The 12,836-nt window shown below is 64.4% G+C and carries 9 protein-coding genes; 7 read left to right on the forward strand and 2 right to left on the reverse strand.

Annotated elements, in window-relative coordinates; genetic code table 11:
• Positions 1–5: 5 nt before the first annotated feature.
• Both ASE49_RS01200 and ASE49_RS01205 read left to right on the forward strand, forming a co-directional pair.
• Complete coding sequence (locus ASE49_RS01200; RefSeq protein WP_082456238.1) at positions 6–1,079, forward strand: phage portal protein; 1,074 nt, start codon at positions 6–8, stop codon at positions 1,077–1,079.
• 143 nt (positions 1,080–1,222) lie between these two features.
• Positions 1,223–2,038, forward strand: a complete 816-nt coding sequence (locus ASE49_RS01205; protein WP_056767786.1) for a DNA adenine methylase — start codon at positions 1,223–1,225, stop codon at positions 2,036–2,038.
• 1,127 nt (positions 2,039–3,165) lie between these two features.
• Here the strand turns inward: ASE49_RS01205 and ASE49_RS01210 are convergent.
• Entirely contained in the window at positions 3,166–3,447 is a 282-nt protein-coding gene (locus ASE49_RS01210; protein WP_056767790.1) for an integration host factor subunit beta, read from the reverse strand.
• Positions 3,448–3,726: 279 nt separating this feature from the next.
• Between ASE49_RS01210 and ASE49_RS01215 the strand changes: the two genes are divergently transcribed.
• From ASE49_RS01215 to bla, 4 genes are all read left to right on the forward strand, one after another.
• Entirely contained in the window at positions 3,727–5,382 is a 1,656-nt protein-coding gene (locus tag ASE49_RS01215; RefSeq protein ID WP_056767793.1) for a peptide MFS transporter, read from the forward strand.
• 29 nt (positions 5,383–5,411) lie between these two features.
• Positions 5,412–6,794 (forward strand): amidohydrolase, encoded by a 1,383-nt coding sequence (locus tag ASE49_RS01220; RefSeq protein ID WP_056767796.1) that lies wholly within the window; start codon positions 5,412–5,414, stop codon positions 6,792–6,794.
• Positions 6,791–8,092 (forward strand): amidohydrolase family protein, encoded by a 1,302-nt coding sequence (locus ASE49_RS01225; RefSeq protein ID WP_056767799.1) that lies wholly within the window; start codon positions 6,791–6,793, stop codon positions 8,090–8,092. Before ASE49_RS01220 ends, ASE49_RS01225 begins: the two co-directional genes overlap by 4 nt.
• A gap of 160 nt (positions 8,093–8,252) precedes the next feature.
• Positions 8,253–9,323: a class A beta-lactamase gene (gene bla, locus ASE49_RS01230; RefSeq protein ID WP_082456240.1), complete on the forward strand. Its 1,071-nt coding sequence runs from the start codon at positions 8,253–8,255 to the stop codon at positions 9,321–9,323.
• Positions 9,324–9,395: 72 nt separating this feature from the next.
• Here the strand turns inward: bla and ASE49_RS01235 are convergent, their stop codons facing one another.
• Positions 9,396–9,722 carry a hypothetical protein gene (locus ASE49_RS01235; protein WP_056767802.1) on the reverse strand — a complete coding sequence of 109 codons (327 nt, stop codon included), beginning with the start codon at positions 9,720–9,722 and terminating at the stop codon, positions 9,396–9,398.
• Positions 9,723–9,953: 231 nt separating this feature from the next.
• Between ASE49_RS01235 and polA the strand changes: the two genes are divergently transcribed.
• Complete coding sequence (gene polA / locus ASE49_RS01240) at positions 9,954–12,809, forward strand: DNA polymerase I (RefSeq protein ID WP_056767806.1); 2,856 nt, start codon at positions 9,954–9,956, stop codon at positions 12,807–12,809.
• Positions 12,810–12,836: the final 27 nt, after the last annotated feature.

The raw sequence follows: 12,836 nt of genomic DNA on the forward strand, positions 1-12,836 counted from the left end.
CCGTCATGACCCAGACCGAGATCGTACCCGCCGCCCCGGCCGGCCAGGCGGCGGTGAAGCCCACCGCTTTCAGCTTCGGCGATCCCGAGGGCGTCCTCGATCGGCGCGAGCTGGGGCAGTATTTCGAGATGTGGCATAACGGGCGCTGGTACGAACCGCCGATGCCGATGGGGCGGCTTGCCCAGACGTTTAATATGAGCCCGTATCACCGCAGCGCCGTGGCGCTGAAGGTCAATCTGCTGGTGTCGCAGCAGACGCCGTCGCAGTGGTTGGGCTCGGACGCCTTCGAGCGATTCGCGCTCGATTTCATCCAGATGGGCAATGCCTATCTGGAGTGGATCCCGAACATGGCCGGGCGCCTCGCGCGGGCCGATCATGCGCCCGCGCTGCATCTTCGCCCAGGCGTGGATCCGGGGCAGTATTGGTTCGTAAACGGCTTTGGCGGCGACATTCATGAGTTCGAGCCGGGGCGCATCTACCATCTGCAGCAGCCCGACGTCGCCCAGGAGGTATTCGGCCTGCCGGAATGGCTGTCGGCGCTACAATCGGGCCTGCTGTCGGAAAACGCGACGCTGTTCCGCCGCCGCTATTACCTCAACGGCGCGCACGCGGGCTTCGTGTTCTATCTGAACGAGGCGCTGGCCGACCAGGAAACGGCCGACGCCATCACCGAGAAGCTGGGCAAGTCCAAGGGCATCGGCAACTTCAAGAACCTGTTCGTGCATATTCCCGGCGGCAAGAAGGATGGCATCCAGCTGATGCCGATCGCCGACGTGACCGCGAAGGACGAATTTTCAGCGGTCAAGAACATCAGCCGCGACGACATGCTGGCCGCGCACCGCACGCCGCCCCAGCTGATCGGCGTGATCCCGCAGAACAACGGCGGCTTCGGCAAAGTGGGCGAGACTCGTGATGCCTATTACGAAACCGAAATCGTGCCGATCGCGCGGCGTATGTTGCGGATGAACGATTGGTTCGGTGTGCAGCTGCTCGCCTTCGCCGATTACGTGTGCGCCGACGGCACGGTCATTCGGCAGGTCGGTAGCGGCTTCCAGAAACTGCCCGCTTCCGCGCGCTAATCCTTCCGCCCGTCCGAAAGGCGGGGGGCCGGGGCGCGCCAACGCCCCAAGCCCGACGAACAACGCTCGTCATGATCCAGACCGGTCCCGCCTCGGGACCATCCCGCCTGCCGATTCGGCACGGGAACAAATATAGAACGGTCATGTCAGTGTCGATACCCGAATGCATGTTTGCGCCGGTTGATCCGGTGCGTCCGCTCGCGCCCTACATCGGCGGCAAGCGCCAGCTGGCCAAGCGCCTGGTGGCGCTCATCAACTCGATCGAACATACCACCTATGCCGAGGTCTTCGTCGGCATGGGCGGGGTGTTCCTGCGCCGCGATCGGCGACCCAAGGCCGAGATCATCAACGACTGGTCGGAGGACGTCGCGACGTTCTTCCGGGTGATCCAGCACCACTACCTCGCCTTCCTCGACATGGTGCGTTGGCAGGTGACGAGCCGGGCCGGGTTCGAAAAACTGTTGGCGATGGAGGCCAGCTCGCTGACCGACATGCAGCGCGCGGCGCGGTTCCTCTATCTTCAGCGTCTGGCGTTCGGCGGGAAGGTGCGGGGCAAGAATTTCGGCGTCGTGGTCGAGACCCCGGCGCGGTTCGACGTGACCAAGCTGGGGCCGATGATCGAGGCCGTTCACGAGCGGCTTGCCGGGGTGGTGATCGAGCGCCTGCCATGGGGAGACTTCATCCAGCGGTACGATCGCCCTGGCACGCTGTTCTACCTCGATCCGCCTTACTACGGCAGCGAAGGCGACTATGGCCGGGATTTGTTCGATCGCAGCCAGTTCGAGGCCATGTCCGACCAGCTGCGCGGGATCCGGGGCCGGTTCGTGCTGTCGCTCAACGACCACCCGGAGGTGCGCCGGATCTTCGCGGGCTTCACTTTCCGCGAGGAGCGCCTGTCCTACAGCATCGGTGGCAACGACAAGGCCAAGGCGGTGGGCGAGGTTATCATTACCAACTGAGCTCCTCACACGGCGTCAGGCGGCAAGGGCCGGGGAGTGATCTCCGGCCCTTTTTTCGTGGCATCATTCGCACGCCTGACGCAATAAAATTACGCATCATAAATTGCTGGTGCACGTAATAAAATTACGTTTGGCCGACCCCATTTTTCTGCGAAATTTTATTGCGCGCGGATGAATTCCTTTACGCCTCCTCCGGCGACAAAGGCGCTCACCCCCACGCCTCGCTCGCTCCTTCTTCATCGAGAATTGTGCATCTGGGACGGGTGGCCGTGCAGCCAACAGGCACCCCCATGCCTCGCAATCACCTAATATTCCTAATCTCCCCAAAAAACGGCCCGGAGAGTGGCGGAAATCCGCTGTTTCTGAGGTTAGGCCGCTGCCCTAATCATACATAATATTTTTGTCGGCCTGACCTTACATCATTGAAAAACAACGATTTCCCTAACCCGAAATATTACCTTCAATCTATATAATCTCGTTAGATCAATATTATGAATATATTAGGGAGTAACCGTTTGAAAAATATAGGATGTTAGGAATGTTAGATGGATGCGCGGTCTACCCGCCACTGCCTGATTATCCACGGGGGCCTGCGGCTTTCAGCGCCATATCGCGCTTGATGTAATCACCGGACGAGCAAGACAGCGGGCTGTGCAGATCTGTGCGCAACCGCAAGGCGGGCGTGGCCGGCTTGACCGGGGGGTGAGCGGATGCGCCGAACTAGCGCGACAAGACGCGAATCACACCAGGCAGGATGTTTTGAAGAGGCGAGGCGCGCACGGCTTTTCGCGCGGCAGCGAGGTGAACCGACCACTTCGAGCGCGTCGATACCTTCGAGGCGGACCCGCTCTTCCTGGCAAAGGCGAATGGTGTCGCCGTCATGGATGGAAGCGATGCAAATCGCAGCAAGGATTAAGGACACCGGCAGCCCGTACCAGGGCGCTTTTCTTTCCGCACTACGCGTCTGCAGCCCGCACTCTTCCGTGGGAAAGCGGACTGCCTGAATTGCGGAAGATCGAGTTTTGACGCGGTGCCGTCCCGGATTTTAAGTCCGCAGCGTCTACCATTCCGCCACGCCCGCACGCGGCTGCGGGAATGCTCCTAGACGCGGGCCGTGGCCTGCGCAATCAGCTGACGTTGAGGCGGGCGCGCATTTCCTTGCCGGGCTTGAAATAGGGCACCCGCTTTTCGGGCACTTCCACGCTTTCGCCGGTGCGTGGGTTGCGGCCGCTGCGGCTTTCGCGCTGGCGGGTGGAGAATGCGCCGAAGCCGCGCAGTTCGACCCGGCCGCCGTCGGCAAGGCGCTGACTGATCTCCTCGAAGAAGGTGTCTACCGCCCGCTCCACATCCTCTGCGCGCAGCTCGGGATTGTCTCTGGCGAGCACCTGCAGCAGTTCCGACCGTATCATGGCGATATTTCCCCCGAAAAAAGCACGCGCCCGCCGGCATATAATATTACGCGGTCGGTGCCTGCGACCCGACACGGAAATGCCACCAAGGGGCGCTTTGCGCAATGGCTCCATTAACATTTGTAAATCCGGTCGATCCCGGCCCTCGCACGGCACAAGGGCCCAACAAAGCGCCCATTTACAGCACGAAATTGCCCGCTACGTTTCGTGACCTTAGCCGCAGGGGACGCCAGAAGCCCGGATGACGGCAATGACACAGACACAGGGATCACGCGTTTCATGAAAGACATCGCACTGTGGAACGAAGGGGACTGGATCGGCGCGATCGGCGCGATCGTCCTGTTCGCCGTGCTGGCGGTGGGGGGCGTGATCGCCACCCGCAAGAGCGAGGAGTTCGTGGGCCACCCGCGCGGCCTGTTCGTGCTGTTCTACGCCGAGATGTGGGAGCGGTTTTCCTACTACGGCATGCGGGCGCTGCTGATCTTGTATCTCACCAAGTTCTGGCTGTTTTCCGATGGTTCGGCCAATCTGATCTATGGGGCCTACACCAGCCTGGTCTATATCACCCCGGTGCTGGGCGGCTATCTGGCCGACCGCTGGCTGGGGCAGCGCAAGGCGGTGCTGTTCGGCGGCATCGTTCTGGCGGTGGGCCACTTGTTCATGGCCTACGAAGGCCTGCAGGGCGTGACCGATCCGGCCACCAAGCAGGGCGATCCGGCGATCAACGTGTTCTGGCTGGCGCTGGCCCTCATCATCGTGGGTTCGGGCTTCCTGAAGGGCAACGTCTCGGTGATCGTGGGTCAGCTGTACAAGATGACCGATACGCGCCGCGACCCTGCCTACACCATCTTCTACATGGGCATGAATACCGGCGCTGCGCTTGGCACGATCCTGGTGGGCTATCTGGGGGAGACGATCGGCTGGTCCTACGGCTTTGGCCTGGCAGGCATCGGCATGGTTCTGGGCCTCATCATTTTCGTGGCGGGCAGGCCTGCCCTGCGCGGCCGGGGCGAGCCGCCAAAACCGCTGGCCAAGAACAGCGAGATGGTGCTGTACGGGGTGGGCATTGCCGCCGTGGCGGTGATCTGGTTCCTGATCCAGTACGTGAACGTCATCCAGAGCCTGCTGGTGGTCTCGGGCATCGGCATGCTGCTGTATACGCTGTACGAAGCGTTCAAGCTGCCCAAGGAACCGCGTGAGCGGATCTTCGCGATCCTGTTCCTCATCGCACTGAACCCGGTGTTCTGGGGTCTGTTCGAGCAGGCGGGCGGCTCCTTGAGCCTGTACACCGAAAAGTTCGTCGATCGCGGCGGGGTGCCCACCAGCCTGTTCCAGTCGATCAACCCGATCTACATCGTGCTGTTCGCGCCCCTGTTCGCAGGTCTGTGGACAGTGCTGGGGAAAAGGGGGCTGGAGCCGTCCGCCCCGGCCAAGTTCGCGCTTGCGCTGGCACAAGTGGGGCTGGGGTTCCTCGTCTTCGTGTGGGGCGCGGGCACCGGCGATCCGGCGGTGATGACCTCTGTCCTGTTCGTGTTCCTGATCTATGCGCTGCACACCACTGGTGAGCTGTGCCTGTCTCCAGTCGGCCTGTCCGCCATGACGCGGCTGTCACCGCTGCATCTGGGCAGCTTCATCATGGGTTCGTGGTTCTACATGACTGCGGTGGGCAACTTCGTGGCCGGCAAGATCGGCGAGGCTACGGGGGGCGAAAGCGGCGCGATGAACAAGGCGCTGACACTGTCGATCTATTCCAAGATCGGCTGGATCACGCTGGGCATCGCGGTGCTGGTGCTGGTGCTATCGCCGATCGTGAAGCGCTGGATGCATCTGGATACCTTGGCCGATCGCGCCTCCGACGCCGATCTTGCCGGCTATAGCGAAATGGGGCTCGAAGCGCAGCAGGCGGGTTTCCACCCGGCCACCAAGAACACCTGAAACGAACATTCCAGCGGGGGTATAGCGGCATGAGGGTAATGGCAGGAAAGCGGCGTCTGGCATCGGGGGTCGCGCTGGGGCTGGCGCTGTGCCTGACCACCCAGGCCGCAGACGCCCGCAAGAAGGACAAGGACGCCAAGGATCAGCCGGCGCCCTATGCGTCCACCTATAGGCCGTACCCCGGCCGGCCCACCGCGCTGGTCGGCGCCACCGTTTATGACGGGCGCGGCGGGCGCATAGACAACGGCACAGTGCTGTTCGAAAACGGCAAGGTCGTCGGCGTTGGCGGGGCAGACCTTGCGGTGCCCGCCGGGTATGACCGGATCGAAGGTGCGGGCAAGTTCGTGACGCCGGGCGTGATCGACATCCACTCGCACCTGGGCGTCTATCCCAGCCCGGCGGTGGAAGCGCTGGCCGATGGCAACGAGATGACGTCGCCGACCACGCCCGACGTCTGGGCCGAGCATTCGGTCTGGCCGCAGGACCCCGGCTTTACCCGCGCGCTGGTCAACGGCGGGGTGACGGCGCTGGAAATCCTGCCGGGGTCGGGCAATCTGATGGGCGGACGCTCGGTCACGCTCAAGAACGTGCCCAGCATCACTGTGCAGGGCATGAAGTTTCCCGGCGCGCCTTACAGCCTCAAGATGGCCTGCGGCGAAAACCCCAAGCGCGTCTACGGCGAGCGCAACCAGAAGCCGTCCACCCGGATGGGCAACTTCTCGGTGGACCGGCAGGCGTGGATCGATGCCAAGAAATACAAGGACGGCGACCATGCCGAGCGCGATCTGGGCAAGGACACGCTGGAAGGCGTGCTGAAGGGCGAGATCCTGGTGCAGAACCACTGCTACCGCGCCGATGAAATGGCGCAGGTCCTCGATATGGCCAAGGAGATGGGCTACAAGGTCACCGCCTTCCACCACGCCGTCGAAGCGTACAAGATCGCTGACATGCTCAAGGCCAATGATGTGTGCGCCGCAGTATGGGCGGACTGGTACGGCTTCAAGATGGAGGCGTATGACGGCATCCCCGAAAACGCGGCGCTGCTGGCCAAGGCGGGCGCCTGCGTCATAATCCATTCCGACGACGAGAACGGCATCCAGCGTCTGAATCAGGCGGCGGCGCGGGCGCAGGCGTCCGGGCGGCGGATCGGCGTGGACATTCCCGATGCGCAGGTCATCGGCTGGTTCACGTACAACGCCGCCAAGGCGATGGGCATCGCCGACAAGACCGGAAGCCTGGAAGCGGGCAAGATGGCGGACGTGGTGCTGTGGAACGGCAATCCGCTGTCGGTCTATTCGCGGCCCGAGAAAGTCTGGGTGGACGGCGCGATGCTGTACGATGCGGATAATCCCAAGCTGAAACCGGTCAGCGATTTCGAACTGGGCCAGCCCGGCGAAGGAGACGTGAAGTGAACCGGATCGTCATCGCCGCCGCGCTTGGGTTCAGCGCCGTTGCCCCTGCCGCCGCTGATGCACAGGACTTTGCGATCACCAACGCCACCGTGGCCACCGGCGATGGGGGCGCGCCGATCGAGCATGGCACCGTCGTGGTGCGGAGCGGCAGGATCGTTGCCGCAGGCGCCGGCGTTGCCGTGCCCGCCGGGGTTCCCAGCGTGGACGGCACCGGCAAGTGGGTGACGCCGGGCCTGTTTTCCGCCGTAACCGACCTTGGCCTGTGGGACGTGGACGGGGTGAAGGAAAGCAACGACCTGTCGGCGGACAAGAGCCCGTTCAACGCCGCGCTGGATGTGACGACCGCGCTCAATCCCGCCAGCGAACACATCGCCGTCAGCCGCGAAGGGGGTGTCACGCGCGCAAGCGTGACGCCGTTCAACGGCAGCGCGATCTTTGCCGGGCAAGGCGCAGTGATCGATCTTGGCGCGGACGCCGCGCTGGTGGTGCGCCCGCGCGCGTTCCAGTACGTGCAACTGGGCGAAGCGGGCGCGCGTCTGGCCGGGGGCAGCCGGGTGGCCGCGCACACCGCGCTGCGCAATGCGCTGCGCGAAGCGCGCGAGGTTGCGGCCTTGCCCGCCGGCGCGCAGCGGCAGGGCGATGTGCTGCTCACCCGCGCCGATGCAGCGGCGCTGGGCAAAGTGGTGGACGGCACGCAGACGCTGTACGTCGGCGTGGAGCGCGCATCCGACATCCGCAACGTGCTGGCGCTCAAGACCGAATTCCCCAAACTGGATCTCGTGTTGGTGGGGGCGACCGAAGGGTGGCTGGTGGCCGGGCAGATCGCCGCCGCCCACGTGCCCGTCATCACCATGCCGATGCGCGACCTGCCCGCCAGCTTCGAGACGCTGGCCGCCACCTTGTCCAACGTCGGGCGCATGAAGAAGGCGGGCGTGACCGTTGCCATCGGCATGTTCGAGGGCATGGACCAGCCCCGCTACGCGCCGCAGCAGGCGGGCAACCTGGTGGCGCTGAACAAGGTTCCCGGCGCCACTGGCCTCACCTGGGGCGAGGCGCTGGCCGCGATCACCTCGATCCCTGCGCAGATCAGCGGGATGGGCGGCAAGGCCGGGGTGCTGGCACCGGGCGCGGTGGGCGATGTGGTGCTGTGGGACGGCGATCCGCTGGAGCTGTCCTCCGCCCCCGTGGACGTATGGATAGACGGCGTGAAGCAGCCGCTGGACAACCACCAGTCCCGTCTGCGCCAACGCTACAAGGACTTGGATCGTACCTATCTGCCCAAGGCCTATAGTTGGTGAGCGTGCGCGCAACGGTGTTGCAATCGTTCGTCGTGGCGACAGGAAAATGCGGGTTCCTGCAATCACCGCAAGCTAGATGCAGTTCGTCGCTGCTGGCTGGCGTTTCGTCGCCATCGCGTTAACCGTTTGGGAACATGGACAAAGCTAAGGTAAGGGCTGCATGACCGGGGCAGACCGACTTTTCGCACGGTGCCGTACAGGCGTCGGACGCGCTTTTGCCGCAGTGAACCTGATGGGAATCGGGCTTGCTGCAGTGGCAATGCCGCACGGCGCGCTGGCGCAATCGCTGGAGCCGCTGACGCGGGCGACCGATCAGGTCGTTGAGGTTCAAAGCAGCTTCGACACTCTTTTCGGCACCGAACAGCGCGCCCCGCGTACTTATTCCACCCCGTTCGGCCAGCAGCTTGCCGCCGTTGCCAACGCCTCGCAGGGCCGCATCGGCGTTGCCGCGATGGACCTGGCCACAGGGCGAATGGTCGATGTGCTGGGCGACCAGCGGTTTCCGATGGCCAGCACCAGCAAAGTCGCCATCGCCGCCACGTTCCTGGATGGCGTGGACAAGGGCAAGTGGACCCTGTCCAGCGAATTTCCCATGATGGTGCCCGTGCCTTCGGCCCCGTTTTCCACCGCCGTGGCGCCGGTGCGGGCCGGTGAATACATGTCCGCCCAGCGCCTGATCGAACTGATGCTGACGCGCTCCAACAACTACGCCACCGATGCGCTGCTGCGCGTGGTGGGCGGGCCGCGCGCGGTCAACGCCTGGGTAGAGCGGGCGGGGATCGAGGACTGGCATATCGATCGCGACATCGCCACCCTGGTGCGCGACGACGGCGCGATCGACCCGGCCCGCGTGGTCGACAAGCGTGACAGCGCAACACCAAAGGCGGTCGTCAACCTGCTGGCGGGGATCTACCAGGGCAAATGGCTCAGCCCGTCCAGCCGCGCTGTGCTGCTGAACACCATGGGCCGGTGCGTGACCGGAAAGCGCCGCATTTCGGCAGGCGTGCCTGCAGGCGTGCAGGTGGCGCACAAGACCGGATCGCTCAACAACACGTCCAGCGATGTGGGGATCATCCAGACGCCGGACGGGCGCGCCTTCGCGGTGGCGATCTACGTGACCGGGCAGGGCGGACGGCCGGGCCGTGAAGCGCGGATCGCCAGCATCGCGCGCACGATCTACAACGGCTATCTCACCGAAGGCCCCACATATCCGCGCACCGCTGCGCGGTAAGGTACACACATCGTCCAGACATAAAAAAAGGGGCCGACGAAGGCCCCTTTTTCGCGTTCGCCAAGCCGAAGATCAGTTGGTCTTCGGGTTGCCGTCGGTCTTGGCGTCCAGTTCCTTGGCCACGTCGTTGGCAGCCTTCTGCGCATCGGCAGCGGTATCGTCGAGGGTCTTTTCCGCGCTCTTAGCAGCGTCCTTGGCGGCATCGGCGGTGTCGTTCGCCGCGTCCGAAGCCTTGGCGCCTACGTTGTCGAGGTGGTCGCCCACATCCGTCGCAGTGCTGGAAATGTCATTGCCGGCAGACGATGCAGCGGCTTCCGTCGCATCCTGGGTCTTCTCCGAGCAGGCGCCCAGCGTCATGGCTGCTGCTGCCGCGGCGGCTGCGAAAACGATCTTGCGCATTGTTATAGTATCCCTCTTGAACTGCGATATACCCCATGGCCGGACTTGCGGTGCAATCTGCGCATGGGATCGGCGACCATGGGTAGAAGGCAAAACACCGCGCATCAAGCGCCCCGCCGAAACGGTCCACGGGCGCGGCGGTTCCCCTCTCGCAAAGTTTTTTGGACCGGCCAGGTTCCGGCTTAGGACAGCGCTGCTGACGCGGGTGCGCGGCGCTGCTAGAGATCAGGCATGAGTCCCAAACAGCACCTCTACCTCGTCGATGGTTCGGCCTATATCTTTCGCGCCTATCACCGCCTGCCACCGCTGACCAACCCGGCGGGCACCCCGGTGGGTGCGGTCTATGGCTACACCACGATGCTGTGGAAGCTGGCCGAGGATCTGAACAAGGCCGATGGTCCCACCCATCTGGCAGTGATCCTGGATGCGGGCTCGATCTCGTTCCGCAACGACATCTACCCGCAATACAAGGCGCACCGCCCGCCCCCGCCCGAGGATCTGCTGCCGCAGTTCCCGTTGATCCGCGATGCCACGCGCGCTTTTTCGCTGCCGTGCATCGAGGAGCAGGGGCTGGAGGCGGACGATCTGATCGCCTCCTACGCGCGCGAGGCTACGCGGCGCGGCTGGGACGTGACAATCGTGTCGTCCGACAAGGACCTGATGCAGCTGGTGGGCAAGTGCGCCAAGGGTCACGACGGCATCGAAGGCGGCTGCGTGGACATGCTGGACACGATGAAGAACCAGCGCATCGACGTGGCCGAAGTGGTCGAAAAGTTCGGCGTCGTGCCGGACAAGGTGGGCGACGTGCTGGCCCTGATGGGCGATTCGGTGGACAACGTGCCCGGCGTTTTCGGGGTCGGCCCCAAGACCGCGAGCAAGCTGATCCAGGACCATGGCGATCTGGAATCGGCACTGGCCGCCGCCCCGGCGATGAAGAAGTCCAAGCTGCAGGAACGCCTGATCGAACAGGCGGACCAGGCGCGGCTGTCAAAGGTATTGGTCACGCTCAAGGAAGATTGCGCGCTGCCGATGCCGCTGGACGATTTCAAGCTGGACGCGATCCCGCCTGCGCCGCTGGCAGAGTTCCTGACGATGCACGGCTTCACCAGCCTGCTCAAGCGGCTGGATACCGGCACTGGCAGCCCGGAACGCACCACCCAGCTGCACCCCGCCAAGCCCGTTGCCGCAGGCACTGGCACTATGGCGGGCGCGGCGCGCCAGCCGTTGCCAGAATGGCCGGCGGTGGATCGCACCGCGTATGAATGCGTGACCACCGAGGCGCAGCTGGACCAGTGGATCGCCCGCGCCGCGCAGGCGCGCCTGGTCGCGATCGATACCGAAACCTCGATGCTGGATGCCATGCGCGCCGATCTTGCCGGCATCAGCCTTGCTGTTGGCCCCAATGAAGCGTGCTACATCCCGCTGGGGCACGGCGGCACCGACATGTTCGCCGAGCGTCCGAGCCAAGTGCCGCTGGGCGAAGCGCTGCGCCGCTTGAAGCCGCTGTTGGAAAGCGATGCGGTGCTGAAAGTGGGGCAGAACATCAAGTACGACCTCAACATCCTGGCCCGCCACGGCATTCACGTGTCGCCGATCGACGATACGATGATCGCCAGCTTCTGCCTTGATGCCGGACGCTCGCTGGACGGGATCGGCGGCGGGCACGGGATGGACGAACTTGCGCAGCGCCACCTGGGGCACACCACCCTGACGTTCAAGGACATCTGCGGCACCGGCAAGAAAGCGATCCCCTTCGGCGAAGTGCCGTTGGACCGGGCGACGCAGTATGCCGCCGAGGATGCGGACGTGACGTGGCGGCTGCACAGCCACTTGAAGCCGCGCTTGTCCTACGAAGGTGGCACGCGGATCTACGAGCGGGTGGACCGTCCGCTGATCCCGGTGGTGGCGCAGATGGAGCGGCACGGCATCAAGGTGGACCGCGACAAGCTGGCCGGCCTGTCCAGCCAGTTCGCCGAGGCGATCGGCGCGCTGGAGGCGGAGATTTTCGAGAAAGTCGGCCAGTCCTTCACCATCGGCAGCCCCAAGCAACTGGGCGACATCCTGTTCGACAAGCTGGGCTACAAAGGTGGCCGCAAGGGCAAGAGCGGCCAGTATTCCACCGACCAGGCGATCCTTGAAGGGCTGGCGGGGCAGGGGGCGGAGGTCGCCACCAAAGTGCTTGAATGGCGCCAGCTATCCAAGCTGCGCTCTACGTATACCGAGGCGCTGCAGGCCGCGATCAACCCGGCGACGGGGCGCGTCCATACCAGCTACAGCCTGGTCGGCGCACAGACGGGGCGCTTGTCGTCAACCGATCCCAACCTGCAGAACATCCCGATCCGTACCGAGATCGGTCGCCAGATCCGTCACTGTTTCGTGGCCGAGCCGGGCCACGTGCTGCTGGCGGCGGACTATTCGCAGATCGAACTGCGCCTTGCCGCACACATGGCCGACGTGCCCAGCTTGAAGGAAGCCTTCGCCGCCGGGGAAGACATCCACTCACGCACGGCGGCGGAGATGTTCGGCACCGTCGATCGCGATACGCGCGGACGGGCCAAGACGATCAACTTCGCCATCCTGTACGGCATTTCGCGCTGGGGGCTGGGTGGACGGCTGGGCGTTGGCGCTGACGAGGCGCAGGCGATGATCGACCGTTATTTCGAGCGGTTCCCCGGCATCCAGCGCTACATCCACGAAACGCTGGAGAGCGTGCGCGCCAAGGGCTATTCGGAAACCCTGTTCGGCCGCAAGACGTGGTTCCCTCGCGTCAATTCCAAGAACCAGGCCGAACGGCAGGGCAGCGAACGCGCCGCCATCAACGCGCCGATCCAGGGCACCAGCGCCGATATCATCAAGCGCGCGATGGTGCGCATGGGCCCGGCGCTGGCCGACGCCGGGCTGGGCCACGTGCGGATGCTGCTGCAGGTGCACGACGAACTGGTGTTCGAACTGCCCGAAGGCGACGTCGCCGCGGCCTCACCCGTGATTGAGCGGGTGATGGCCGATGCGGCATTGCCGGCGGTGACGCTGGACGTGCCGCTGGGGATCGAGATCGGCTCGGGCGAAAGCTGGGGCGCGGCACACTGATATCGGCGCGCCGATGCTTCGCGCCGG

The organism is Novosphingobium sp. Leaf2, assembly GCF_001421325.1.
In the GTDB taxonomy this organism is placed as follows: domain Bacteria; phylum Pseudomonadota; class Alphaproteobacteria; order Sphingomonadales; family Sphingomonadaceae; genus Novosphingobium.

What these genes read in the sequence shown, in the direction of transcription:
- ASE49_RS01220 (WP_056767796.1), top strand. Translation starts at nt 5,412, where the DNA reads ATGAGGGTAATGGCAGGAAAGCGGCGTCTGGCATCGGGGGTCGCGCTG.
- ASE49_RS01205 (WP_056767786.1), top strand. Translation starts at nt 1,223, where the DNA reads ATGTCAGTGTCGATACCCGAATGCATGTTTGCGCCGGTTGATCCGGTG.
- ASE49_RS01210 (WP_056767790.1), bottom strand. Translation starts at nt 3,447, where the DNA reads ATGATACGGTCGGAACTGCTGCAGGTGCTCGCCAGAGACAATCCCGAG.
- ASE49_RS01200 (WP_082456238.1), top strand. Translation starts at nt 6, where the DNA reads ATGACCCAGACCGAGATCGTACCCGCCGCCCCGGCCGGCCAGGCGGCG.
- ASE49_RS01235 (WP_056767802.1), bottom strand. Translation starts at nt 9,722, where the DNA reads ATGCGCAAGATCGTTTTCGCAGCCGCCGCGGCAGCAGCAGCCATGACG.
- ASE49_RS01215 (WP_056767793.1), top strand. Translation starts at nt 3,727, where the DNA reads ATGAAAGACATCGCACTGTGGAACGAAGGGGACTGGATCGGCGCGATC.
- polA (WP_056767806.1), top strand. Translation starts at nt 9,954, where the DNA reads ATGAGTCCCAAACAGCACCTCTACCTCGTCGATGGTTCGGCCTATATC.
- bla (WP_082456240.1), top strand. Translation starts at nt 8,253, where the DNA reads ATGACCGGGGCAGACCGACTTTTCGCACGGTGCCGTACAGGCGTCGGA.